This is a genomic window from Methanococcus maripaludis C5, assembly GCF_000016125.1.
GTDB lineage: Archaea > AGJL01 > Methanococci > Methanococcales > Methanococcaceae > Methanococcus > Methanococcus maripaludis_D.
Genome location: NC_009135.1, coordinates 1,060,239 through 1,083,505 on the forward strand (window position 1 = coordinate 1,060,239; position 23,267 = coordinate 1,083,505).

General features: G+C 30.2%; 31 protein-coding genes and 1 pseudogene. 7 read left to right on the top strand and 25 right to left on the bottom strand.

All coding sequences use genetic code 11. From position 1 onward, the window contains the following. Positions 1 to 118: 118 nt before the first annotated feature. The 15 genes and pseudogenes from MMARC5_RS05620 to MMARC5_RS09665 form a co-directional block, all read right to left on the bottom strand. Positions 119 to 499 carry a hypothetical protein gene (locus tag MMARC5_RS05620; RefSeq protein WP_011868866.1) on the bottom strand — a complete coding sequence of 127 codons (381 nt, stop codon included), beginning with the start codon at positions 497 to 499 and terminating at the stop codon, positions 119 to 121. A 61-nt stretch (positions 500 to 560) separates the two neighbouring features. After that, positions 561 to 1,160: an ECF transporter S component gene (locus MMARC5_RS05625; RefSeq protein WP_011868867.1), complete on the bottom strand. Its 600-nt coding sequence runs from the start codon at positions 1,158 to 1,160 to the stop codon at positions 561 to 563. A gap of 33 nt (positions 1,161 to 1,193) precedes the next feature. Further along, a complete protein-coding gene (locus MMARC5_RS05630) occupies positions 1,194 to 1,427 on the bottom strand; it encodes a hypothetical protein (RefSeq protein WP_011868868.1) in 234 nt (77 codons plus the stop codon). Between the two features lie 141 nt (positions 1,428 to 1,568). Further along, the gene (locus MMARC5_RS05635; protein WP_011868869.1) at positions 1,569 to 1,940 is read right to left on the bottom strand and encodes a hypothetical protein; all 372 of its coding nucleotides are present in this window, start codon (positions 1,938 to 1,940) and stop codon (positions 1,569 to 1,571) included. A 22-nt stretch (positions 1,941 to 1,962) separates the two neighbouring features. Further along, entirely contained in the window at positions 1,963 to 2,145 is a 183-nt protein-coding gene (locus MMARC5_RS05640) for a hypothetical protein (protein ID WP_048058488.1), read from the bottom strand. A gap of 22 nt (positions 2,146 to 2,167) precedes the next feature. Next, positions 2,168 to 2,545 (bottom strand): hypothetical protein, encoded by a 378-nt coding sequence (locus MMARC5_RS05645; protein WP_011868870.1) that lies wholly within the window; start codon positions 2,543 to 2,545, stop codon positions 2,168 to 2,170. A gap of 44 nt (positions 2,546 to 2,589) precedes the next feature. Further along, positions 2,590 to 2,991: a hypothetical protein gene (locus tag MMARC5_RS05650; protein WP_011868871.1), complete on the bottom strand. Its 402-nt coding sequence runs from the start codon at positions 2,989 to 2,991 to the stop codon at positions 2,590 to 2,592. 158 nt (positions 2,992 to 3,149) lie between these two features. Continuing rightward, positions 3,150 to 4,121, bottom strand: a pseudogene (locus MMARC5_RS05655) (tyrosine-type recombinase/integrase). Then, positions 4,108 to 4,377, bottom strand: a complete 270-nt coding sequence (locus tag MMARC5_RS05660) for a DUF2540 domain-containing protein (protein WP_011868872.1) — start codon at positions 4,375 to 4,377, stop codon at positions 4,108 to 4,110. Before MMARC5_RS05660 ends, MMARC5_RS05655 begins: the two are co-directional and overlap by 14 nt. 3 nt (positions 4,378 to 4,380) lie before the next feature. Beyond that, on the bottom strand, positions 4,381 to 6,405 hold the full coding sequence (locus tag MMARC5_RS05665) for an ATP-binding protein (protein ID WP_011868873.1): 2,025 nt from the start codon (positions 6,403 to 6,405) through the stop codon (positions 4,381 to 4,383). Between the two features lies 1 nt (position 6,406). Next, positions 6,407 to 6,790: a hypothetical protein gene (locus tag MMARC5_RS05670; protein ID WP_011868874.1), complete on the bottom strand. Its 384-nt coding sequence runs from the start codon at positions 6,788 to 6,790 to the stop codon at positions 6,407 to 6,409. Between the two features lie 11 nt (positions 6,791 to 6,801). Beyond that, positions 6,802 to 6,996: a hypothetical protein gene (locus MMARC5_RS05675; RefSeq protein ID WP_048058489.1), complete on the bottom strand. Its 195-nt coding sequence runs from the start codon at positions 6,994 to 6,996 to the stop codon at positions 6,802 to 6,804. Continuing rightward, on the bottom strand, positions 6,983 to 7,228 hold the full coding sequence (locus MMARC5_RS05680) for a DUF2080 family transposase-associated protein (RefSeq protein ID WP_011868875.1): 246 nt from the start codon (positions 7,226 to 7,228) through the stop codon (positions 6,983 to 6,985). The genes MMARC5_RS05675 and MMARC5_RS05680 overlap by 14 nt, the downstream gene beginning before the upstream one ends. Further along, a complete protein-coding gene (locus MMARC5_RS05685) occupies positions 7,200 to 7,724 on the bottom strand; it encodes a hypothetical protein (RefSeq protein ID WP_011868876.1) in 525 nt (174 codons plus the stop codon). The genes MMARC5_RS05680 and MMARC5_RS05685 overlap by 29 nt, the downstream gene beginning before the upstream one ends. Positions 7,725 to 7,742: 18 nt before the next feature. After that, complete coding sequence (locus MMARC5_RS09665; RefSeq protein WP_011868877.1) at positions 7,743 to 7,907, bottom strand: hypothetical protein; 165 nt, start codon at positions 7,905 to 7,907, stop codon at positions 7,743 to 7,745. A gap of 221 nt (positions 7,908 to 8,128) precedes the next feature. On the opposite strand from MMARC5_RS09665, the gene MMARC5_RS05695 reads away from it, so the two are divergent. Continuing rightward, entirely contained in the window at positions 8,129 to 8,431 is a 303-nt protein-coding gene (locus tag MMARC5_RS05695; protein WP_011868878.1) for a winged helix-turn-helix transcriptional regulator, read from the top strand. A 362-nt stretch (positions 8,432 to 8,793) separates the two neighbouring features. Here MMARC5_RS05695 and MMARC5_RS05700 read toward each other — a convergent pair whose 3' ends face one another. Next, entirely contained in the window at positions 8,794 to 10,479 is a 1,686-nt protein-coding gene (locus MMARC5_RS05700) for a hypothetical protein (RefSeq protein ID WP_011868879.1), read from the bottom strand. A 140-nt stretch (positions 10,480 to 10,619) separates the two neighbouring features. Between MMARC5_RS05700 and MMARC5_RS05705 the strand changes: the two genes are divergently transcribed. Further along, positions 10,620 to 11,282: a hypothetical protein gene (locus MMARC5_RS05705; RefSeq protein ID WP_011868880.1), complete on the top strand. Its 663-nt coding sequence runs from the start codon at positions 10,620 to 10,622 to the stop codon at positions 11,280 to 11,282. Positions 11,283 to 11,326: 44 nt separating this feature from the next. On the opposite strand, the gene MMARC5_RS05710 is transcribed toward MMARC5_RS05705, so the two are convergent. Beyond that, on the bottom strand, positions 11,327 to 11,695 hold the full coding sequence (locus tag MMARC5_RS05710) for a hypothetical protein (protein ID WP_011868881.1): 369 nt from the start codon (positions 11,693 to 11,695) through the stop codon (positions 11,327 to 11,329). A gap of 83 nt (positions 11,696 to 11,778) precedes the next feature. Next, positions 11,779 to 12,189, bottom strand: a complete 411-nt coding sequence (locus tag MMARC5_RS05715) for a hypothetical protein (RefSeq protein ID WP_011868882.1) — start codon at positions 12,187 to 12,189, stop codon at positions 11,779 to 11,781. A gap of 126 nt (positions 12,190 to 12,315) precedes the next feature. Between MMARC5_RS05715 and MMARC5_RS05720 the strand changes: the two genes are divergently transcribed. Beyond that, on the top strand, positions 12,316 to 12,510 hold the full coding sequence (locus tag MMARC5_RS05720; RefSeq protein ID WP_011868883.1) for a hypothetical protein: 195 nt from the start codon (positions 12,316 to 12,318) through the stop codon (positions 12,508 to 12,510). A gap of 35 nt (positions 12,511 to 12,545) precedes the next feature. Here MMARC5_RS05720 and MMARC5_RS05725 read toward each other — a convergent pair whose 3' ends face one another. Next, the gene (locus MMARC5_RS05725) at positions 12,546 to 12,992 is read right to left on the bottom strand and encodes a hypothetical protein (protein WP_011868884.1); all 447 of its coding nucleotides are present in this window, start codon (positions 12,990 to 12,992) and stop codon (positions 12,546 to 12,548) included. 133 nt (positions 12,993 to 13,125) lie between these two features. Between MMARC5_RS05725 and MMARC5_RS05730 the strand changes: the two genes are divergently transcribed. Continuing rightward, a complete protein-coding gene (locus MMARC5_RS05730) occupies positions 13,126 to 14,478 on the top strand; it encodes a restriction endonuclease (RefSeq protein WP_011868885.1) in 1,353 nt (450 codons plus the stop codon). Between the two features lie 213 nt (positions 14,479 to 14,691). On the opposite strand, the gene MMARC5_RS05735 is transcribed toward MMARC5_RS05730, so the two are convergent. The 3 genes from MMARC5_RS05735 to MMARC5_RS05745 form a co-directional block, all read right to left on the bottom strand. Further along, positions 14,692 to 15,369, bottom strand: a complete 678-nt coding sequence (locus MMARC5_RS05735) for a hypothetical protein (RefSeq protein WP_011868886.1) — start codon at positions 15,367 to 15,369, stop codon at positions 14,692 to 14,694. 731 nt (positions 15,370 to 16,100) lie between these two features. Then, complete coding sequence (locus tag MMARC5_RS05740; protein ID WP_011868887.1) at positions 16,101 to 16,478, bottom strand: hypothetical protein; 378 nt, start codon at positions 16,476 to 16,478, stop codon at positions 16,101 to 16,103. A gap of 567 nt (positions 16,479 to 17,045) precedes the next feature. Next, positions 17,046 to 18,317, bottom strand: a complete 1,272-nt coding sequence (locus MMARC5_RS05745; RefSeq protein WP_011868888.1) for an ATP-binding protein — start codon at positions 18,315 to 18,317, stop codon at positions 17,046 to 17,048. 276 nt (positions 18,318 to 18,593) lie between these two features. Between MMARC5_RS05745 and MMARC5_RS05750 the strand changes: the two genes are divergently transcribed. From MMARC5_RS05750 to MMARC5_RS05760, 3 genes are all read left to right on the top strand, one after another. Beyond that, complete coding sequence (locus tag MMARC5_RS05750; protein ID WP_011868889.1) at positions 18,594 to 19,787, top strand: ABC transporter permease; 1,194 nt, start codon at positions 18,594 to 18,596, stop codon at positions 19,785 to 19,787. A 45-nt stretch (positions 19,788 to 19,832) separates the two neighbouring features. Beyond that, positions 19,833 to 20,669, top strand: a complete 837-nt coding sequence (locus MMARC5_RS05755) for a DUF6544 family protein (RefSeq protein WP_011868890.1) — start codon at positions 19,833 to 19,835, stop codon at positions 20,667 to 20,669. A gap of 80 nt (positions 20,670 to 20,749) precedes the next feature. Then, positions 20,750 to 21,226, top strand: coding sequence for a pyridoxamine 5'-phosphate oxidase family protein (locus MMARC5_RS05760; RefSeq protein WP_011868891.1), 477 nt, complete (start codon positions 20,750 to 20,752; stop codon positions 21,224 to 21,226). Positions 21,227 to 21,241: 15 nt separating this feature from the next. Here MMARC5_RS05760 and MMARC5_RS05765 read toward each other — a convergent pair whose 3' ends face one another. The 3 genes from MMARC5_RS05765 to MMARC5_RS05775 all read right to left on the bottom strand — a co-directional run bounded on the left by MMARC5_RS05765 (position 21,242) and on the right by MMARC5_RS05775 (position 23,228). Then, the gene (locus MMARC5_RS05765) at positions 21,242 to 21,667 is read right to left on the bottom strand and encodes a MarR family winged helix-turn-helix transcriptional regulator (protein ID WP_011868892.1); all 426 of its coding nucleotides are present in this window, start codon (positions 21,665 to 21,667) and stop codon (positions 21,242 to 21,244) included. A gap of 96 nt (positions 21,668 to 21,763) precedes the next feature. Then, positions 21,764 to 22,312, bottom strand: a complete 549-nt coding sequence (locus MMARC5_RS05770; RefSeq protein WP_011868893.1) for a flavodoxin family protein — start codon at positions 22,310 to 22,312, stop codon at positions 21,764 to 21,766. 400 nt (positions 22,313 to 22,712) lie between these two features. Beyond that, entirely contained in the window at positions 22,713 to 23,228 is a 516-nt protein-coding gene (locus MMARC5_RS05775; protein ID WP_011868894.1) for a nitroreductase family protein, read from the bottom strand. Positions 23,229 to 23,267 lie beyond the last annotated feature (39 nt).

Consider the following 23,267-nt stretch of genomic DNA (forward strand, 5'->3'; position numbering starts at 1 on the left):
TACCAAAATAAATATTTATTTTTTATTTTTAAATAATCTTCCATTATGGTAACTATTTGCGGTATAGGTGGCGGCTAAAGGGTTATGTTCTAAAATTCGGCCTGTAACCCCGATTTTCTTAAATTTCATTATTTGATATGTCTTTGAGTACCAATAGAGAATAACTTTGAAGTAGCCCAATTGCATGAGATATAAACAGATAATTCAAATGCATTTGAGGATAATCTTCAAGATTAATCTTTTCAGCTAAATTTTTCAAGTTTTTCATTCTCACTAACTCTAAAAAATCAAGATAATCTTTTGTTTTTATTAAGTGATCAATATTGTCATAACTTAAAAGAATTCCTGCAGTTTCCCCTGTTGCCAGCTCTAATTCTCCCCAAAACTCTTCTGCATCTTCAGGAATTTCTCCGATATGTACATTTTTGTATATGATTCGCAGCTGTTCAAGTGTTTTAATAATTTCTTCTAATTTTTCAACTTCATTCCTGTTTTCCATATTGCCTGCCCAAAATTAAAAACAATATATGTCGTGAACCAAATTATTAAAAAAGTTTTATTTACCACCATTTTATATCGATAAGTTTTATTTTAAGGTTATTTTCAAGAATCCCAATTAAAATAAAGACGATTGCAAACGAAATTATCCTATCTAAAAAATTTGCAAAAAATCCTGTTAAACTAACTGCAGTAATTAAATTCAGTCCGTTATCAAGTAATAATTGTGTTAATGTATCTATTGGTTTTCCAACAAGTCCCCCAAAAAATACATACTTTATAATAATACTCGATAATGAAGCCACTATCGAAATAATAATTGATGTAATAAACACTGTTTTTAAGTTAAAGGGGTATTTTTTAAAGATGTATCCGGTAATTAACCCGATTAAAATATTTACGATCGCAAAATAGAATGCCCCATGACTTACTAAAAAACCAAGTACTATATTGGTCATCAGTCCAACAAGTGCTCCGAGGATTGGACCCATTAATACCGCTGCAAGAATTGTTCCAACACTATCTAAAAATGCAGGAAGTTGGAACACGTTTACAAGCTGGGCACCGATTATATTGGCACCTACGCCAAGTAAGAGTAAATACTTGCATAATAAACGCATATAATCTGACTGTTCGAGTTCTTTTTCTCTTAATTCTTTCAAAGTTATTCACCTCTGATTTTAACATGAATTACCCTATTTCAAAACGTATTCTGTAAAAATAATTCCCAAAATTAAAATTGCCATTGAAGCTCCAAAATAAACTTGCAATTCTGGAACTAATTCTATCCAGTAGGGTATCAATCCACATCCTGCAACATAGCATAAATTAAGCATTAAAGAGAGTACAAATACCATTACGAGAATGGTAAATAGTACATAGGATATTTTTCGCTTGAAAAACTGCCGAATATCGATGTCAAAATCCATTTTAAACCCCTTTTAAATTTTGTTAAACCCCTATTTTCTTAAATTTCTTTTTTACATCTGTCTTTTTAATTAATCCACGTTTAAAGCTGTAAATTACAGCTTGTTTACTTGCAAATACTGAAAATAAATACATGGCGATAATTATCTAACAAATATACTTACTTCGGGGTCTCGTTTTGTGATTATTCCTTTTTTCAGGCAGTAATCAACTATAGCATTTTTAGCATTTACTGTGATATATCGGCATATCAAGGTAGATGCCAGTATAATAACTGCACTTTGAAGTTTTATATATTCAACAGGAACTGCAGGAAGTAGAATTTTTACGTAAAATAACGAATAAAGGGGTAGTATAAAAGATAAACTTGTTACCATGCATAATATCACTGTAATCAATAAACGAACTGCAAATTTTGCACGATGCCTCAAATCAACTTCATAAACATTATAACATGTTTTTAAAAGTATTAACACGGAAATTAAAAATATTATATCTGAAATTAACTCGATCACTTTTAAACCCCCTTTAAATTAATTAAATAATCCCGTTTATCCAAAAAACTATTCCCAATAATACAAAATATCCTGCAAAACCCAAAATAATAATTTTTACCGACTTATTTTTATCGTAGACTTCCGACATGTAAATCATGTAAAATACCGTGGTTGTTGCAAAAGTTGCTATTGATACAGGATTATCAAAAATTTGTTCAATCATATTTTCACCGGAAATTTAACTACTATCTGCCAAATAAATTTCTCCTAGATTCGTTTTTTGTAATCATTTTTTTGTTCAAACCGTAATCTACAAGTTTATTTTTAACATGGTTTGAAATAATGACTGAACTAAAGTTGCTAATTAAAATAACAACCGCACACTGGAATTTTAAGTATTCGGTTGGAGTTATTGCCAAAAGTGCTACAATTTCAGAAAGACTGTACAGTAATATTATACATGATAAACCTAGGGCAATCAGTGCCGTTAAAACGAAGGATAATACGATGACGCCCCAATAATTATCATCATACCAAAATATAGGATTAAGACATTTAAAACCGCCAAAAGACAATACCCCTATCGCAATTAACATTATCAAATCAGAAATTAACTTGACCACTTTTAAACCCCAATTTTCTTAAATTTTTCATATCTGTCGTTTTATTAAAATTTCTTAGTTCTGCCGCCATATCCAATAGATATTGACCGATTCACTTTTGTATCAGCTTTTTTAATTAATCCTCTTTTTAAACTGTATTTTACAACAATGTTTGTAATGAATCGTGAAATGGAGTATGTAGCAATATTTGCAGTTATGCCTATGATAAGAAACTCTTTATCAGAGGGTATGCCCGTAACTCCAAAATTTGCGGCTATTTTTATTACGGTTCCAAAAATGGCTAGAAAACAAACAAACCATAAAATCATCAGGGCACATATTATACATCCTATAACTTTGTCACCCTTGAAGTCTCCATAATTCGAAAGAACATCAAGTGCTTCAGAAATCAACTTCTTGATTATGGCCACATACAATCCAATAATTAAAATGGCAATTATTTGCATTTTAAACCCCGCCCCAATTAAAAACAATATATGTCGTGAACCAAATTATTAAATAAATTTTATTTAAAAATGTTGATTTAATTTTAAAAAACCAATTGAAAAAGTTTATTTTATATCTTTAAAAAAATTTTAAAAATAGTATAAAAAAATTAAAAATCCTATAAACTCTTCATTATGTCATCAAGCATCTTTTTCTCCCGTTCTTTTGCATGAGCATAGAATAAAGTAGTTTCAAGGGAAGAATGTCCAAGATATTCCTTTACAATATCGATTGGAAAGCCCTTATCTAAAAGGTCGACTGCTCGGCCGTGCCTTAATGAATGGACCACCAATTTTTTATTATTTGGAATGTCTCCAGATTCTTTTAATTTTCTAACAGCTTTTCTAAAAACTTCAGAAATCCAGTTTACTTCGATCTTTGCTTCGCCTTTTCGGTTTTTGAAGATTTAATCCTTTGGAGTTTTATAAATTTGATGATTTGAATAGTATTTTAAAAGATTTAACGTGTCTTTTGAACAGCCAACAGTTCTCTCAACTTTTCCTTTAGTGTTTCTGACCTTTATTTTCCCTGTATCCATATCCACATCAAAATAAGTTAAATTAACAACTTCAGAAGCCCTGCAACCAGTGTCCCAGAGCATTCTTAAAATTATAACGTCCCTTACTTTTGTCTGGCTTCTACCTTCAGCAATCATGTCGATAATTTTTGTTAAAGTTTCCCGATCTATAAAATCATAGTGGGCTACTTCGCACCTTTTAAAGCGTTTTCTCTCTTCACTGTCTTCTTTGAATTCGTCAAAGTTTGAAAGTCTGTTAATTTTATAAAATACCTTGAGTAAATCAAAATATCTTTTTTGAGTGTTTCTCTTAATTCCTTTTTCTTTGTCTAAATAGTTAAAAAATTTGATAAAATCTACGTTTTGGAGTTGATCTAGCTCTTTATTTAATTTCTGGGTTGAAAAGTCGATAAAAACCCTCAATCGAGTTACATCGTTTGTAATTGTTGTCTTTTTTATCCCATCAAATTCTCTTGCATCGATAAATTCAGAAACCCACTTGTTCATTTCTTTTGTTTCCGTGATTGGTTCTGGTTCGGGTTTCTTCAGTTTTAACATCTTATTTATATCCATAAATTCCCCTTTCTTCTGATTCTTTAAGGATTGCGCAGTTTACAAACAGATTAACTGCTTTTCTACCGTATCTTTTGATTAAATCCTCTTCTTTGTCTGAGACGGTGATTGTCGTGATTTCTCCCTTGTCACATTTTAAGCTTTCTGCAATGAGTTCGAGAGGGATTTCTGGATTTTCCCTCATTTCGTGCAAATACCATCTTATATCGTTTGTCGAGATTTTGTGCGGTGTTCTAAGCTGTATTTTAATTGACATGGTTTACGCCCTCGCATCTTTATAAAAACCGAGTTTTGGTTCGTAAATGTCACCGATAACCTTTAACTTGCTTATTAAGTCAATTACTTCAAGTTCAGGAATTCCTTCGAGCTGTGCTTCTGTTAATAAATCTTCGCGGGTAATCATCCCCCCATAAGCCACCTTGGAGGAACGCTTTATAATGTCAAAGATAATGTTTAATTTCGATCGTTCATTTCTCGAAGTTCCAAAAATCTTGTCAATGTCAAATGAGTCTGTTTCCGGGTCATATGCAACCTCTTTTAATGATTCAATCATCAAGTAAATTGCAAATTTTGCATCTTCAGGTTCTACTTCTGACTTTAGCCTGACTTTCGCGTGAGCTTCTGAAAGTCTAACAAGTGCTTCGAGCTGTCTTGCTGTTATTTGAACTGAAGTCTTTCTTAGATTCAAATAAAAGTCATGAATTACCTCTTTAGACTCTTTTGTAAATTTCGGGGTTTTTTGTCTTGCGTATGCTATGTATTTACAGAAAAAGTCAAAATCTACTTTGATTCCATCGATTGTTTCAGAAAATAAACCGATTTCTTCATTTTTCGACTTATCCATGAGTGCAATATGTGTGTCTAAAATGTGATATGCAATGTCGCTGTCCCTGTTTCTATTTGGCGTGTCTTTTATCGGGAATATTAAATCAAATCTGCTTAATAGCGGGGCTGGAATATTAATCTGTTCAATTACTGCAACGTTATTGTCGTATCTACCGTATTTAGGATTACAGGCTGCCAAAATCGAACAACCCGCTGGAAGTTTTGTGTTTAATCCGCCTTTGCTTATGTGGATTGTTTGAGATTCCATTGCTTCTAAAATATATGATAAAACGCTTCTTTCGACCGTCAATTCATCAAGACATGCAGTTCCGCCGTTTGCTTTAACTAAAACACCCGGTTTTATGACCCACGTACTGTCCCCGATTTCGGTCCTTTCCTGGACAACTCCTGCAGTAAGACCCACACCCGAAGCAGTTGAAATCGAGCTGTAAACATTTCCTGGAATTCCAGAAATAAATCTTAAAACGTCACTCTTTCCAGTTCCTGGATCAGTTATCAATAAAATGTGGCTGTCTGCTCTCTTTCTTCCTTTTTTAACGCCCCTTACTTGCTGTAAAACAATCGACTGTTTTATTATGTCATTTCCTTTGATTTGGGGTGCAATTCTTCTTGAAAGGATGGTTAATACGTCTTTGTTTTTTGCTAGAGTTTCAAACTGTTCGATTTCTTCATCATCAAAAGATAGATCTAATTTCTCGGTTACTGGTTCGCAGTTGTATCCCCTAATTAAAAGATCATGAAGCGGTATTTTCTTGTTTCTCTGGTTTTTTATTGGAATTCCCGTGACTTTTATCCGTCCGCAGTAGATTCCAGGAGTATCTTCAAGTAAAACACTTATGAATTTTGGGGGCTCTTCGGGGTCTTCCATTAAATCTAGGGGTTGCTGGATTTTCAATTCCTGATAATCGATATACTTTGATTCTTCATCAAGTAATAACATATTTTGAGCGCATTTTGGACATATTGGATCGATCTGTACTTCAAAAGGTCTTTCAACTGTTACTTTTTTCTTCTGCCCGCAAGAAGCGCAGATATACATTGCTTCTTTTAATGCTAACTTAATTTTAGTTGCCATTACGACTATTCCTTCAATTTCAACGAGTTTTCCGTAGTGTTCGCCTTTGATGTCTTCGATAGTCATTGGTTTTCGTTTGGAATTTCGATTTAAAGATTCAGGTAAATTATTTACTGTAACTGTGCAGTCTGAGTCCTCCATTTTGTATGAAAAATAAGCATTCCGATAAGCATCATTTAGAAGTTCAATTGCTGAATAAGGGTTTTCGTTTAAATAATCTAAAAATTCAAACATTCCATAGCTGTAAACTTGATTTAAATCGACTATGACTCGATTGTTTTCGTTTATGATGTCTTCAGGGTGAAATTCTTTAAAATACGGAATTAATTTTGAAAGTAAGTCTGCTGTTTTTTTATCATCCAATTTACAACCCCTCACTACAATTTATCGCGTAAAATTCGCCGATATCTTCTGAATATCGAACTTCAAGACCCTGTTTTAGTGCCTCTTGGACCTTATCTTCTGGAATGACCTTTCCAGTTAAATACTGCTTGAATTCAAGATTCAAGGATTTTGGATTGAAATTAGATTCTCTAACTGCTTGTAAGGGAATTACTTGCCGGTAAATCACGTCAAGACCATCATTGCACAATCTTTCCATGACCTGAGCGCTGACAAACACTTTGTTTTCCCCTTTTCCTAAAAGCATGTCAGAAGAGACTTCACCGACCGCCCTCATTCCAAGGCGGATCAAATCAAAGATTATCTTTTCATTTACGTCCATGTCCCTGTAATTAATATTTTTCATATCAACCGCCCTCAAACAATGATTATATCTTCTTTTTGAACTTTTTTGATGATTTTATCCATGATATGTTTGATTTCGTTACATGCCTTGATGATGTTTGGTCTCATTTTATCCTGGACTTTTCCAGGAAGATTGCTCCAGAAGTTGGTTTCTTTGATAACAAGTAAAAATGCAAATGTGAACTTTACTTCCTCAAACTCGTTCATTTTCTCCCTCTTCGTTGCTTCTCAGGAGTATTTCTGATAAAACTTCATCATCCTCGATTACCGTTATCAAAACAGTTTTTCCAAGGTATTCTCGGGGTAAAGTTGGATCAACATTTGCAGAGTTTCCGTGTTCAGTTACTTTTCCAATAAATGTTGGAAGTGCAAATCTCGATTTTTTCCAATTTTGTTTCCTTACTTCGATATCAATCACCTTTTTTGATAGTTTCTTCATTTTCAAGCTTTTCTAAAGCCTTATTCAACAATTCAATAAGCTGGAAGATTTTTTCCGTGATTTTAGGTCTTAATGATATTTTAACACGTTCAGGAGTATTTTCCCAGTCATCTGTAAACATTAGTTCTAAAATCCGGTTAAAGTTCTTCAGGTGTCCTTTTCTGCAATTTTCCGAGCTTTCTGGAACAATTGTTCTTTCTAAAAGCCTCGTTTGAAGTTCTTCAATTATCCGGTCCTTTTCTTCGAGTTCGAGATTTTTGGTTTTAATTAAAGTTTCAATTTCTCGATCTTTTTGCTTTAATTGAAATTTTAGAAGTTCATTTTCTGCAAAAAGTGTTAAATTTTCGAATACTTTCCGAATCTGGCCCCGGAAGAAATCCGCGTAGTTTTTGTATTCTTCCGAGTGTTCTATGATTTTAAGTAGACATTTTTCGTCGGATTTTTCCATTTTCATGGTAAATACTTTATATGGCCCCAGTTCTCGATTTCTCGCCATAATACCGCTCCATGCGTATTACCCCTCTTTTTTAAATTTTAACTGATCTTTGAGTTGTAATGCCACTCTTGGAGGGTTTTCTTCAGTTTTTTCTTTCAAAATGTAAACAATGACCTTATGATCCACGAGGTCTGAAAACGGATTTGGATGTATTCTTCCACCGCCACCCTGTTTTTTGACCACTGCTTCGTACTTGATCAGAACGTCTTCATCATTGGGATGCTGGATAATTTCACCTCACCAGTTGTACACATATCCACAATATTGTGGACAATAATAACTTAACTTAATTATTATAAATAATTTACGCAAATTTGTGGATATAACTAAAATAGTTGTCATTACAAAATATAGTTAAATGTACAAAAATGACCATATTAGCAAAATAATGGTCAGAGGATACTATGTTATTAAAACTAATTGCAAAGACACACGCTTCCGAAATAATAAAATCTCTTGAAAAAAATGATGAATTACACTTCGGAGGCATTTGTAAATACGTTGAAGGCCATAAAAACAGCATTAACCGAATTTTGCAGGAACTATACGATGAAGGGATAGTTGAAAAAAGAGAAGAAAATTATTCTCCTAAAATATCAAAATCGTATTATAAATTAACAGATTTCGGAAAAGAAGTGTCGAAAATCATTGACCAGCTCGAAGATTTGGAACATAAATATTACGAAGCCAAAAATAAAACCCTTTAAAAAAATATTATTAACATTTATTTTGTAAGTACTTACGAAATCCTTTTTAATTAAAAAAAAGTTCAAGGTTTCTTTTTCATTACCTGGTTTTCATTTATATATTAAATCTAAAATGTAATCAAAAATCATTATCAAAAACAGTCTTTTTTCTTTTTATTTATTTCATTTCGTATATACAGAATTATCTAATAATCTGATTTTGTATATACAAAATCGTTTAATTAATTCCTGCAAAAATAGGACTTAGTATTATTTTTAGCATGTTTTGTATGAATAATTTATTTTGTATATACAAAATAATTGAAAAATGAGTTTTGTATATACGGAATTTTAATGAATATTATTTAAGTTGAAAAATACGCCTAATCAAAGTTAATACTAAGAATTTCTACTTCTTTATCTTTGTTTAATGCAATATTCCGAGTCTTTTTTTGGAATTCATCGTATAATTTTAAGAATTTTTTATGTTGATCATTGTTTAATTTCGTTATTGTAATATCTGGACCAATCACCAGCGATGCAAACTTATTCTTTTTAATCCGATTCATTTGGTAGATTACCCATGTGTTATCCAATTCATACAATTCAATTAAATATTTTAAATTATGGGAAAAATCTTCTTTTTCGGAAAACAGAAAATCAATTAAAAAATAATTTACCGCAAGCGGTAAAATGAACATTGAAGTAGTATTGCCAACATAATTTCCCTCAATACTTTTTAGCATGCCAAGATAGTCGACAATATTTGAAATATCATCTAATTGGTTCGTATTATTTTTAACTAGAACGTATTCACAGTAAGTTATAAGTTTCAATGCATCTGAAAAATATTTGCCAAATTTGGCAGTAGTAACCATATGCCCAATAAGATTTAGCCCCATAAATGGCAAGATAAGGTTATTGCCAAATTTTGAAGAATTTATTGCAACTGTAAGAATATTAACTAATTCTCTAAAGACATATAACAATCTAAATTTTTGATATTCATCTGAAACATACTTTTCAAAACTATATAATTTAAAACTGATTTCATTAAAAAATACTGACAAAAAGTTTTCTTTTTCGCAATCCCAGGATATTTTTCGATTAGATATTTTTTTTATAAGTAATTGTAAATTATTTATTAAATATTCAGTATATTCGTCATTTGTTTTAATTTTTGGATTCTTCAAGATTTCATAATAAAAATCAATAAAATATGCATGCAATTTTACATAGTTTTCCAGATCACTTGTTTTTAAATATTCATTGTACAAAATTCCCTCAAAATCTTCATATTTTTTGTTAGTTTCTTCAAATAAGTACTTCAAAACGTGTTTATCATCACCATCAATAGTTTTTCGAAATACTATGTCTAAATATTGTAACGGATATTTTGAAAAATGATTTTCATCCGTCCCATGTAGCCCCAATCGGTATTTTAAAAGATATTGCCCAATATCTTCAAATTTAATTTCATCTAGCACTATTTTTCCAATATGTTCTGGTTTCATAAACCTTATGATTTCGTCAATGTATATAAATAAAGCAATGAAATTAGAAACCAATAACGTTAAACTTAAAACTACCAAAAAAGAACTTAATAAATTAGTTGGTGGTATAAATGCCCCGATAATTGAACTAACCCCTAAAGATAAAATTATTAAAAAAAGATAAGCTTTAAAAAAACTTTTATCCATAAATAAATCCAAAAGCCGAGTTGAATAATTGTGTGAAGTTGAATTTATTGTTGCAACTGAAAACGCGACAATAAATGCACCGAGTATTGATATTCCTGAACTTGCTATTTTAAAAAGATTTTCAATATTTGAACCGTTAGAGGATGCCGGTAAATAAAAATAAATTAGAAATGAAATTAATATTGAAAAAATTAGAATCGTTTTTAATTTCGAGTATTGTTCTCCGAGATATTTTTTAAGACCTTTGAGTTTTGAATCTATATTTTTATCATTATTTTGATAAATTAAAACTAAAATAATCCCATAAACCGGAATTAAAAGCAATTTAAAAATATTTAAGTAATTTATTAAATCAGTTGTTAAACTCAAAGAAATCCCCTTCCCCAGTTAAAATATAATTACATTAAAATAGCCCCAACTTAAATATTAAATTTGTTATTTTGATTAACGTAAGATGTAAAATTATTAAAGTGGGATTTTATACATAAAAATGGATTTTGAGGGAAATCTTGAATAACGAACTCATAGATTGGTTAAGAACGGAATACGAATTTCAAAAAAAGGAATTTAAAAAAGTCATGAATTTAATTAATTATGTTTATTTTATGACTGTGGCCCTATTACTTTACATTTACGGTTTAGCAGTGTTTAAATTTGGTTTTTTAGTTTATTTTACAGATATTTTTTTGGATTCTCTTTCCAAATCTTTGATTTTCGCATTATGGATAATAACTATGGCAAATTTATTTACACTTTATAAATTTATAGACATTAAAAATGTGTACGATATATTAGAATCCGTGTTGTCTAAATTAAATAATGAGTATGATCTAGCAATTGGCGAAATTTCCAAAATTATATTATTGAAGAAAAGATGTATCGTATATTCTTACCATGTATTACATGCAGTTGCTTGTTCATCAACTTTAACGATTGCATTGACATTAATTATTATAAACCTCATGTATGCAACATTACCAGATTTTCTTTCAATTGATAAATTGGGTTTCATTAATTACACGGTAATAACGTTTGTAAATTGTATTGGATTATATGACGTTGAATGGAGTTTAAAACTAATAGATAAAAAACCCGGATTTTGGACATACGTTAAATTGACAATCTTTCAGGCATTATTTATAATACTGATGGTGTATGTCATAGTTCAATGAATTAAAATAAAATTTATACGTATTGATAAAATAAAAAAGAATAGTTAAAACATTTTATTTTCAATAACATAGTAAAAATCAAGCTCATTTACATAATAAACATGATTTCCTCTTTTAATTTCAAATAAAACTAAACTCTCAGGAACTTTACGAGCTTCTAAAATCTGAAGAATTTTATAACTATCATCAGCTAAATCAAAACTTCCAGGAACTATTTCCTGAGCTGATACTTTCAAACACTTTTTAATTAAAATCCCGTCAAAACCGGATGATACGTCAAAGCTTAAATTGGAGTGGATTTTTCCAGATTCAAAAACCCCTAAATCTTCAAAATGTGAAACCGAGTCTATCGCAGAAATTAACTGACTTCTCAAAATATCGTTTAAACTTATGTGTCTCTCTTGATCCAACATGAACCTCACCAAATACCTATTTTATAAGTTAAGTATCTGGTAAAATAATATATAAAAATTGCGGATAAATGGAAAAAAAGAATTTATTGGTCTTTTGGAAAGAGCTTGACTGTTACATACTGGACCGTTTTTTCTTCGTCTGGAATTTCAAACTCGCTTATCGAAAATATTGCTGGAACCCCTGAAGCGACCCGAAAGTCTTCGTGAAGTCCCCCTTCGTCAAATAATCCTAATTTGTCAACGACTGCTTTTCCCGCGTGAAAGTATTTTCCAGGAGCTTCTTTCAATGTTAAAACCGCGTAGTAGTTTGGTTTTCCGTGCTTGTCTTTATAATATCTCGATTCAAGGATTTCATAATCAATAATATGAACCTTCTTTTCAATATATTCTCCCCATTCTGACTTTTCCCTATCAATCATGATTTCAGGAATCCCCAATGCTGTGTAGTAGAATTTTTCAAGGTTTTCTTTGGCTTTTGACTCGCGTTCATTCATCATCTCACAAATAAATTAAGTTGTTTATTTTAGTCATTAAGTATTAAATACATACTAAGATATTTATAGTATACGGTAACAAATAAATTAATAGTACGACAAATAACATTAACGGGCGATCAAAACATGGTTAAAAAAAATCTTCAAAATTACGGTAAATCAAAATCCGTTGTATTTGGAATCTCTGAAAGAGATCATCTCGAATTAATTGGAAATAATCCTGAAGAAATCGAGTTAAAATATGATAAAATTGACGGTGTTCCATGCATTGTAATTTATAACGCTGAAACTTACAGAAAAATGATTGAAAATAAGAAATAATTCTTTTTTATGAATGTTTGATTTAATTTACGTTACTATTTTCTTCGCATTCTGGATAATATTTTTTCCCGGTGAACGAGTTCCCGAATCTCCCTCTCGAGTATTTCATCATTTAAATTTCTTTTTTTGGCCGTTAATTCTTGATTAATATTATTAGCCCTAATTTCTTCGGATATTGTTTGCTCAAGGTAATCTCGACTATTCATTTTTAAAGAAAAATCAGTTCTGAATTGAAGATTGTCCAAGGGTTCGGAAAACTCTTTCTTGATCGGTTTTAAAAGTCTTGATTTTACATGTTCAATTGGTTTATCGATTAGTTTATTTTTAAGTTCTAAAATTAAATTATGAAAATTATCTGACGTATAATAAACATATTTTTTAAAAAGCCACTTTTTAAGCGCCAAATAATGAGCATAAATTATTGGCCAGATTACTTTAAATTTAACCGCTAAAAATCCTGTTAAAGTCCTGAATAATCCCATTTTTAACCTTTTTTAAAATATAATATTATTTTACGTCAACGTTACATTTTAACGTCTAAATCATAATATAATTATACTACATAATATAAAAAATATCACCGATATGTTAAAATAAGTGTTGGGGGCGACTTAATTGGCTAAAACCGAATTTTTAAAATTAGATAATCTAAACGGCTATGACTTTGAAGACTTGATGGCCAGAATTTTAAGAAAAATGAATTATTCAAATGTTAACGTAACTCAAAGAAGTGGTGACAAAGGTAAAGATATTTTAGCCACTTATAACGACGGTTCAAGAGAATATCCTGTTGTTGTAGAATGTAAACATATGAAATCAGTGGGTAGACCCGTAATTCAAAAATTACAGGGTGCATTATTACACGAAAAAGGCGACAGTCCATTTATTAAAGGAATCGTGGCAACTTCGGGAACATTTTCAAACGAAGCTAAAACTTATGTTGATGAAGTAAACGGAATGTATTCCGATAAAATGCATATAGACTTAATTGACGGTTTAAAATTAAAAGAACTTTGTAAAAAATACGGAATTAAAATAGTAAATGGCAAAATTCAAGTCGTTACTGAAGAAACTATTGCACACATTTCAAAGGATGAAATGAAATCACAAATACTCTCTGAATTTAACAAAATCGTAGGGTCTGAAAAAGTAATTCCTGAAATTAAAACCTGGAAAAATTATAAACCCTGCTATTACATGAACTATGACTTAAATTCTCAAGTAAGTACTCAGGTCGGCTGTATCTATGACGTTAGGAAAAACGGGGAAGTTATTGCACTTGACGGTTCAACTGGAAAACCTTTAACAGGGAAGTTTTCATCTCATTTTATAACTCCAAAAATTAAAACTCAAAATATCCCTGAAAGTGAATTTGAACTCGCAAAACCTTTTGAATACAATGAAAACGATTTAGAAGGAATTGCTTTTGATAAAATAATAAATGATAACACAAAAAAAGTAACATATTCTGGAAAAAATAACGTTTCATACGATAAAGTATGTTCCCCCGGTAAAAGAGATATTTCAATAAACAGTACAAGATCATTTTACCTGCCATCTTACAGCAACAACATAAAAGTTCTAAATCACAGTTACAGTCAAAAAGCGCTTGTAAATGGGAATGACCTTTTAAAAACAAAAGATGAACTTACAATTTGTAAAGAATGTGGTAAAAATACACTTGAACAGGGTATCTCATATATTTGCCCAGTTTGTGGTAAAATAACATGTAAAACACATACAAGATTAGATTATTTAGATAACTCCCCAATTTGTAATGCTGATGCATGGACCAAAAGACTATATCTTCAAAATTTGTATTTTTCATCTTCAGAAACGCTTAATACTTTTGAAAATATGTGGTTAGAAATGGGTACTCTTCAAAAAATATGGACTGATAAAGCCCTGGTTCAAACTACTGTTGGAGGGCTCATCTTCCTGATTATTGCATGGAGAATATTGTTCTAACTTAATAGTTCCTAAATTTTGATTGTTTCTCTGATTTTTGGTCTGAAAAACACCTGTTTTTCTAACTTTTTTAAAATCTTAAAAAAACTGTAATTTTAATAGATTTTTCGGTTATAAAACTCAGTAATAAAATCAAAGTAAGAATATTTTTAATTTTTTAGTTTTTCAGACCAAAAATCAAAGGGCCATGTGAAAAAATAGGTCCTAAAAAAATTAATGTTTTAATTCATAAAATACCTGTTTTCCATCCTTTTTCCTAATGATTGCACTACTTTTTTCCAGACGTTTTAATGTATCATATAATGCTTTTGTACCGCCTTTAAAATTCTTTACAAGGTCTTTTGGTTGTGAACGGCCGTTTTTTAATACCGACAACACCTGTTCATTATCAGTTTCTCTTTTAATTGTTTTTTTATACCGTTCTGTATTAATGTACTTCTCAATTCCGTTAAATTTGCTTTCCATTACTTTAATTTTTTCAGAACTTATTTTTTCGTTATTTTTTCTATTATCCATCCAGTTTTTAATAATGGTCCAGTTCTTATTAACATGTTCTAAATCATTAATTTTCTTTTCTAATTCCTTGATTTTCAATTCCAGTTCTTCTTTAGTTTTATTTTCCTGTTCGATATACTTCAGTATTTTATCCAATAATGCTTTATGTTCCTGGATCTTTTTTGTATTATTTTTGATATCTTCGAAGTATTCTGGGAGCCCTTCATCTAAATCCTTAAAGTACTTAGAATGCTCTTTTACTTCTTTATTAATTCCATCAACTTTATTATCAAGTTTACCTAACTCTAACGTTATTTTATCATTATCTAGTATATTTCTCCCACTTTCATTATTATTTTCAATTGTTTTACGTATTTTATCTAAAATAATCCTCACCCTAAAATTAAATTTATTATTCTCTGTGTAAAAATAGTTATAATATAATTTTATCTTTAATTACTTGGTATATTATCTATTAAACCAATTATAAAAGGTTAATTTGAATTATAATGTAATTATTAAGAAAATAATCTGTATTATTGATATATTGTTAAATTCTCCGTTAGTTATCTATAATCAAATATGGCCTTGGACCCATATTGCCAAAATCACGGGTTTGGGTACTGGTTAACAAATAAAATTGAAAAATGAAAATAATTTAAAAAAGATATATTTTGATATAATCCAGTAATAATTATTTTTTATACCGATAAATTCTTTTTAACTAAGAAAATGGAAAAATAAAAACATATACAAATTATTGCTCTTTTAAGGCGTTCAGTGACAAATCCATAATATAATTGTAAAATAGTGAATTTAGGGTAAAAAAAATAGATTAAAAAACGGGTACCAGTCATAAATTAAATTGAAAAAATCTGTGTTTAAAATCCTTCAGGAGCTCCAAATAATATAATTATTTTTAAGTTTCTTTAGTTTTGATCCCCAAAAAACCAGGAGTTTTTGATATTGGAGTCATGACCCCATATTCCTGAAAACCACTCTTTCAGGAGTAAAAAAAATAGATTAAAAATCTGATACGATACATAAATTAAATTGAAAAAATTTTCTAATTTTTTTAGAAGATCTTTCGAAACCAGGGTACTGTCAAGGATAGAAAAGTAATATAATTATATTTTAACTTTCTTTTTAAGAATAGCCTGTTGGTTCTGAAGCTTTATGTTTAATGTCGATAGCCTACTGTTTAATGCCTCTTCAAGTACTCGATAATCTTTCCACTCATTATGTGCTCTTTTAAAGCGTTTCAGGTTTTCAAAGAATTCATATTTCAACTCTTCAGATAAGTTTAGCTGTTTTGATATTTTTCCAGCTTCAGTTTTCAAGATCTGCAACTTCGAACATTTTGCATTATTAAATACTGACTCGGTCTGCAGATATCCACAACATTTGTTTTCAGTATCAACAAAAACTGGCCTGACTTTTCCAGTCAAATATTCTTTATCATAATGGACCACAGCCTTTAAACACTTTGGACATATTCGAATCATTTAAAACCCCTCACGTAGTTATTGATAGTAATATACTACATGAAAGGTTTTTTGTTTGAAATATAAATAATTTATCCGTTAAATCGCGTATAAGTCTGTAAAAATCGAATTATAGTTTAAGATAATGTATTATGTATTGTAGGATTTTTGCCCCGCAATAGATACCAGAAAAGAAGCTTGGAAAATGCTTTAAATCACAGTACAAATTTAGTCCCCCAATATAAACCACATAAAAACGTGGTCCTTTGGATGGAGAATTCCCTAATAAGTTTAAAATCTATCAAAAACGTAAGGTCTTTTTAAAACGTGGAAAAAAGCGCGTTAAATCAAAAACGCGGAGACCGAGATTTGAACTCGGGTTACTCAGAGAGTAACGGGATTAGCAGTCTCATCCATCAAGTTTCACCAATATGGACCATGAATTTTGGGCATTTTACAAAAATAATTGTTTTTTGTTGAAATAATATTTTAAAATGTTATTTTTGAGTACATTGTATACGGGACGGTGTCCCGTGATGTTTGGTAGGGGTGCCGTGTGTTTTAAATTATGTTTTTTCGAGAAAAAAATTAAATTTCTAAATCAACAAACTTCCAAAATGGAATAGCTTTAACTAAAACGCCATCTTCAGTTATTTCTTTCTCTAAATCAAATGTTACCAGATATAATTCATTGCATTTTATTTTCTTCCCGATTTTAACGAGTTTTTTAATTTCCCTATCGTAATTTTCAAAATTTAAGTTGTAACAGACGTTTATTAATTTTGAAACATGCTCATTTTGTTTAACTAAAAAGTCGACTTCACCGATATCATCTTCATAGTAAAAGAGTTCCTGATTTTCAACTAATCCTCTTCTTCTTAATTCAATAAAAACTGCATTTTCAAGGTATTTTCCAATATCGCTTGAATTTTTAAAGTCGTACATTTTTATAAAGCCATTATCGATCACGTATGACTTCATCAAACTTAAACTGCTCTCTTTTAAACTGTAAGCGTATTTTTTTAACGGAAATATCACGTAAGAATCATTTAAATGGCTCAAATATTCGTATAGGGTGTTTTTACTTACACTAACGCCCATAGATTTAAAGTGATTTGCAAGTTTATTGATAGAAACTTTTTTCGTGTTTGAATTGATTAAGAATTTTAAAAATAACCGCAATGAATCGGTATTTTTCACATTGTACCTTTCAATAATGTCTTTATAAACTACCATATCAAGATAGTTTTTCAAAATATCTTCACGATTTTCTTCTTCGAGTACGATTTCTGGAAATCCACCGTAATTTAGATAATTTTCCAAGTTATTCAGTATATTGGCATGTTCCTGCTCAGTTAAAACGTCCGTTAACGTTATTTTCTTAAAATCTATGTATTCTTTGAATGATAATGGAAATACTTCAACACTTAAACTTCTTCCTCTAAGCTGTGTTGCAATTTCTTTTGAAAGTAGTTTTGATGAAGAACCTGTTAAATATACTTTATAATCTTCTTTTTCAACAAGCCGTTTTACTACAAGTTCAAAGTTTTCGATTTCTTGAATTTCGTCAAAAAAGAAGGTTATTTTTTTATCGGAGTACATCTCTTTTGAAACTTTCACTATTTCTCTTAATGTATCGAGCGTTACTGGAAAAACCCGATCATCATCAAGTGGAAAGAATACTGCATTTTCAGTTTCTTTAAATAATTTCATCAATATTGATGTTTTTCCAGATCTTCTTATTCCAACAACTGCAAGCGCTTTGTTTGTTTCTGGCAGGGTTATATTTCTTTCATTTAATGATATTTCTCTTTGTTCGTATTCTTTAATTATTGATTTTATGATATCTCGAAGTTCCATATTTCTCACCCAATATTTACCCAATCATGAGTAAATAAAATACAATTATTTACTTATCTATAAGTAAAGGTATTTAAATGTTTTAGAAATTGGCGATATTTGAACTATCAATCTATCAAAATGCAATGAATTGATAGATATTGATTATTAAAATTAATTGAAATTTTTGTAAAAAATGGCTTTTTACATACTTTTTAAGTTCCATGATGATATTTTTATACTAATTCTTAGAAAAATTAGTTTATAAAAAAGATAACCCGATCTAAGAGTACAATTATGAAAATAAAAGATATTATTTCATTTGCAGGTCAAAATATAATTCAAAAGAAAACCCAGAGTACGTTAACAATAATTGGCATAGTTATTGGGATACTTGCAATCGTAAGTTTGATATCTTTGGGATATGGCGTTCAAAATTACATAAAAAGTGAAATTACAACTGCAGGTGCCAATGTAATTTCAATACTTCCATCGAAAGATTTTGGAGGGCCTGCTGCAGGTAAAAACTTTAATGATCGGGACGTCAATGCTATTGAAAATATACGGGAAATTGATGAAGTTTTGCCCGCATGGTTTGGAAGTTATTTACTGGAATATTCTGATCAAAAATATTATGGGAGTGTTCTTGCAATTAACCCTTCAAAATATCAGAGGATATACGCCCAAACGTGGGGTTATGAACTATACAAGGGTCGTTGGATAGAAAATAATGATAAATATTCATGCATGATTGGTTATACACTTGCAACTGATTCTTTTGATCGTGAAATAGATATTGGGGATAAAATAACAATAAATGATAAAAAATACAAAGTCATAGGGATACTGGAAGAAACTGGGAATCCTCGTGATGACGATGCCGTTGTTTTATCTTACGATATGGGAAGTGAACTTTTCGAAATAGACGACGAATACAACGTAATAACTGTAGTTGTAAAGTCAGGTGAAAATGTAGTTTCCATAGCCGATGAAATTGAAGAAGAACTCGAAGATTCAAGAGGGGATGAAAATTTTTCAGTTTTAACAGCAGAACAGCTTGCAGAATCAATTAACAGTATTTTTAGTGTTTTGACGATATTTTTAGTTGGAGTTTCTAGTATTTCACTTTTAGTTGGTGCTGTTGGGATTTCAAACACGATGCACATGAGCATACTTGAAAGAAGAAAAGAAATAGGTATTTTAAAAGCTCTTGGTGCAGAAAATAACACAATATTATCTATATTTGTTATTGAAGCCGGATTTTTAGGGCTTTTTGGTGGGATCATCGGTTCAATTTTGGGTATTTTTATTGCAAAAACCGTTGAATATTTTGCAAAGATTGGCGGATACGGGCTTATCAGGGCATGGATTTCATGGGAATTAATTGTCGGGGTTTTAGTATTTTCATTTGTAGTCGGGGTTTTAAGTGGGTACTTCCCTGCAAGAAACGGGGCAAAATTGAACCCCGTAGATACATTGAGGGGAGAATAATTAATTTACCGAATTAAAAATTCAAAAATGCGTTTTGGTGAAATCATGCAACCACTATTAAAAATACTGATTTTGGCAGCATTTGTAATTATTTTATCATTGGTGGCATTTGAAAAAAATTCGATAAAAAATACTGAAAATATATGGAATAAACTCGATAAAAAAGCGCTTGAAAATATTTATTTTAATGAAAACATGATAAATGGGAATGTTCCCCCTCTTGCAAAAAAATTCATCAATAATTCGATAAAAAACGGAACTAAAATTCCAAAAACTGCCATTTTAGATATTGAAGGTAAAATGAGAACTAAAATAGATGAAACTGCACCCTGGAATGACATATCTTCTAAAGAAATACTTTCAAAGAACGGTTTTGTATGGAAAGCAGAATTAAAAAGTGGCCCCTTAATTTTAAAAGGTGCTGATTATTATTTTGAAAATAATTCTGAAATAAATTTTGCACTTTATGGATTGATCCCAGTTGTAAAGGAATCCAACAAAGATATAACTAAATCCGCTAGTGGAAGGCTAGCAATAGAGCTGATGGTTTGGAACCCTTGGACAGTTTTTATGAATAAACATACTGAATTTAAAGACGTTGATTCTGAAACTTTTTCAGTATCTTTTGAAATTGATGGTGAACCAGTAACAGTTTATCTAAAAATTGACGATGAAGGTAATTTAAAAGAAGTTTACATGAATAGGTGGAATAAATTAGAAAATGATTCATATGAATATATTCCATTTGGTGGAACAATTTCGGATCAGTTAGAACAGAACGGTTTAAAAATTGCTAAAACACTAAATGTTGGATGGAACTACGGAAGTAGGGAATATGTTCAGACTTTTTATTTTAATGTAACAGCTGCAGAATTTTATTGAATGCCATATTTAAAAAGAAAATCATATTTACTCCAAAAAACAAAATAACATTATAAACTTTTTTAGATGGGGTGGTTTAAATGATTTTTAAAATACCTACTATGGGTAAAGAAGAATACGATTCACTTGTAAAAGACAGTTACGTGTCAAGAATTGCATTTTTAGGGGATAAATATCCATATATTGCACCATTTCTATACGTTTTTGATGGAAAATATATGTATTTTCTTTCAACGAAATATGGTCGTAAAGTCGAGCTTCTAAAAAATAGCCCATATGTATCTGTTGAAATTGAAAATTTTTCCAAAGACATGTCTTATTATAGATTTATAACACTTCAGGGAAAAATTGTTCATGAAGAAGATTTTGAAAAAAAGACCGAAGTAAAAAAGAAATTTTTAGAAATGATAAGTTCAAAAAATCTATCAAATTCGGTTCTTGAAGCACTGGGTCAGAATTCAGACGACCCTATTGACTCTTTACTTACGTCAGATAACACACATATTTGGAAATTAACTGAAGTTGAAGATATTGTTGCACTTAAAAATGAAAAATAGTTTTTTAAAAATATATTAAGCCTTTTTTAATTTTTCTGCGGCATTATTAATTATCTTTGTAAGTTTTTTTCCTTCGTCATACCCCAAAACTTTTGAATATTTATGATATAAAGAGTCCCATATCTCTTGTATTTTTAAATTAGTAGATATTCCTTCTTTTGTGGGATATATTAAAGAATTTTTACCACAAGATTCTCTTGAAACAAGGCCTTTTCCCTCAAGTTTATCTACGTATCTCGTAACTGTCGATGAATCAAGATTCAATTCTTTTGCAACATCGCCAGAACAAATTCCTGGAGATTTACATGAAATCATCAATAAAAATGCATAATTTGGAGATAACCCGATTTTATTAAATTCTTCTTCAGCCATCTTCGTAATTTCCCTTGCAAGTTTGTTTGCAGTAAAATAAAGACAGCAATTAAGTATACATTCAGCCATAGACTATCACAAAACAAATTTGCTTAAAATATGGTTTATCTAAAATTTAAAACTTTTGAATATTAAAATAATTTTAATTTTAAAAAAGTTTAAAATTTAATTAATATTTATTCCAAGATTTAATGCTTCATTCATGATCTCTTCATTTTGAGATACTTCTCCAGGAGCATAGAAACCTGCCGCAATTAATGTATTTGTGACATTCAACCCTAAAAAGTCTAACATCTTATTATTATGTTCAAAATATGGTGAAAATCTATTTTTATCAGGATTTCCTTGAACATAAACAGTAATTGTTTTTATATTTTTTAATCTAGGCGAATAGTCGGAAGCCATTACTGGAAAAAGCCGGTCTAAAAACATTTTCATTTGACTTGTAACTTGCCACATATAAATTGGGCTCCCAAGTATCAAAACATCAGTTTCAGGTAATTCCCTATAAATTTCCTGCAAATCGTCATTTATTGAACAGCCGTATTCTCCCCTACATTTCATACATCCCTGACATCCTCGAATATTCATCTTATTTAAATTATAAAACTTTATTTCGGCACCTTTTGACGTTGCCCCTTCAATTATTTTATCAATTACTTCATTGGTATTCCCACTAACCCTTGGACTTCCACTAACTGCAATTATTTTCATAAAATCACCTTATTTTAAACGTTTTAATTGATAATTCTACTCCAAACTAAGTTCTAAAATTGAATCTTTCGAAAATAAACTTTCAATTGGTAAAAAATAACCCAGTGGAATTATTTCAAATTCAACGAGTCCTTCTTTAACAATTGGAAGTTCTGAGAGTATTTTTTGTGCTTCAATGGTAGATTCAGATTCTAAAACTAAAACTGCACCGGGTCGATCTATTCTAAAATAAAATTCCCTTAAAAATCCCGATTTATAATGTTTTCACGCTTGAATCATTTCTTTGTACGAAATTTCTTTTATTTTTTTAGGTGTGGCTTTTGGTAATATTTTATCGATTGCAAGTATTTTCATAATATTCCTCTTTTAATATTGTATGTACATACACAATAAAATAAAATTAGAGATATTTTTCATATTTTATTTTAGATGAATCATATCGATCCACAAATCCATTAGAATCTAAATTTTTTGGGTATCCTATTGATATTACTGCAAAAGGAATAATATTTTGAGGTAAATCAAATATTTGAGTTATGTAATCTACCCGATCCGCTAAGGGAAAAACACCGAGCCAAACTGCACCAAGATTTAATTCAACTGCTTCTAAAAGTAAATTTTCTACCGAAGCACTTAGGTCCTGCTGCCAAAAATCCGGCGCAATCATTTTATCTTTATTTCCCAGTGCAATAATTGCTAATGGCGCTTCTGAAACAATTTTACTGTATGGGCTCATTTCAGATATCATTTTAAGCATGTCTTTACTTTGGACAATAAGAAACTCCCATGGCTGTTGATTTACTGCTGAAGGGGCCTGCATTGCTGCTCTTAACATTTTTTCAATTTTTAAATCCCCTATTTTTTTATCCAAATATGCCCGTACACTCCTTCGTTTAAAAATAACGTCCAATCTCATCACCAATCTTTTTAAACATAATTATACTTGTATGTACAA

What these genes read in the sequence shown, in the direction of transcription:
- MMARC5_RS05775 (WP_011868894.1), bottom strand. Translation starts at nt 23,228, where the DNA reads ATGAGATTGGACGTTATTTTTAAACGAAGGAGTGTACGGGCATATTTG.
- MMARC5_RS05695 (WP_011868878.1), top strand. Translation starts at nt 8,129, where the DNA reads ATGTTATTAAAACTAATTGCAAAGACACACGCTTCCGAAATAATAAAA.
- MMARC5_RS05755 (WP_011868890.1), top strand. Translation starts at nt 19,833, where the DNA reads ATGCAACCACTATTAAAAATACTGATTTTGGCAGCATTTGTAATTATT.
- MMARC5_RS05770 (WP_011868893.1), bottom strand. Translation starts at nt 22,312, where the DNA reads ATGAAAATAATTGCAGTTAGTGGAAGTCCAAGGGTTAGTGGGAATACC.
- MMARC5_RS05670 (WP_011868874.1), bottom strand. Translation starts at nt 6,790, where the DNA reads ATGAAAAATATTAATTACAGGGACATGGACGTAAATGAAAAGATAATC.
- MMARC5_RS05660 (WP_011868872.1), bottom strand. Translation starts at nt 4,377, where the DNA reads ATGTCAATTAAAATACAGCTTAGAACACCGCACAAAATCTCGACAAAC.
- MMARC5_RS05725 (WP_011868884.1), bottom strand. Translation starts at nt 12,992, where the DNA reads ATGGGATTATTCAGGACTTTAACAGGATTTTTAGCGGTTAAATTTAAA.
- MMARC5_RS05620 (WP_011868866.1), bottom strand. Translation starts at nt 499, where the DNA reads ATGGAAAACAGGAATGAAGTTGAAAAATTAGAAGAAATTATTAAAACA.
- MMARC5_RS05760 (WP_011868891.1), top strand. Translation starts at nt 20,750, where the DNA reads ATGATTTTTAAAATACCTACTATGGGTAAAGAAGAATACGATTCACTT.
- MMARC5_RS05680 (WP_011868875.1), bottom strand. Translation starts at nt 7,228, where the DNA reads ATGAAGAAACTATCAAAAAAGGTGATTGATATCGAAGTAAGGAAACAA.
- MMARC5_RS05685 (WP_011868876.1), bottom strand. Translation starts at nt 7,724, where the DNA reads ATGGCGAGAAATCGAGAACTGGGGCCATATAAAGTATTTACCATGAAA.
- MMARC5_RS05640 (WP_048058488.1), bottom strand. Translation starts at nt 2,145, where the DNA reads ATGATTGAACAAATTTTTGATAATCCTGTATCAATAGCAACTTTTGCA.
- MMARC5_RS05745 (WP_011868888.1), bottom strand. Translation starts at nt 18,317, where the DNA reads ATGGAACTTCGAGATATCATAAAATCAATAATTAAAGAATACGAACAA.
- MMARC5_RS05740 (WP_011868887.1), bottom strand. Translation starts at nt 16,478, where the DNA reads ATGATTCGAATATGTCCAAAGTGTTTAAAGGCTGTGGTCCATTATGAT.
- MMARC5_RS05715 (WP_011868882.1), bottom strand. Translation starts at nt 12,189, where the DNA reads ATGAATGAACGCGAGTCAAAAGCCAAAGAAAACCTTGAAAAATTCTAC.
- MMARC5_RS05650 (WP_011868871.1), bottom strand. Translation starts at nt 2,991, where the DNA reads ATGCAAATAATTGCCATTTTAATTATTGGATTGTATGTGGCCATAATC.
- MMARC5_RS05720 (WP_011868883.1), top strand. Translation starts at nt 12,316, where the DNA reads ATGGTTAAAAAAAATCTTCAAAATTACGGTAAATCAAAATCCGTTGTA.
- MMARC5_RS05630 (WP_011868868.1), bottom strand. Translation starts at nt 1,427, where the DNA reads ATGGATTTTGACATCGATATTCGGCAGTTTTTCAAGCGAAAAATATCC.
- MMARC5_RS05750 (WP_011868889.1), top strand. Translation starts at nt 18,594, where the DNA reads ATGAAAATAAAAGATATTATTTCATTTGCAGGTCAAAATATAATTCAA.
- MMARC5_RS05675 (WP_048058489.1), bottom strand. Translation starts at nt 6,996, where the DNA reads ATGAACGAGTTTGAGGAAGTAAAGTTCACATTTGCATTTTTACTTGTT.
- MMARC5_RS05765 (WP_011868892.1), bottom strand. Translation starts at nt 21,667, where the DNA reads ATGGCTGAATGTATACTTAATTGCTGTCTTTATTTTACTGCAAACAAA.
- MMARC5_RS05710 (WP_011868881.1), bottom strand. Translation starts at nt 11,695, where the DNA reads ATGTTGGATCAAGAGAGACACATAAGTTTAAACGATATTTTGAGAAGT.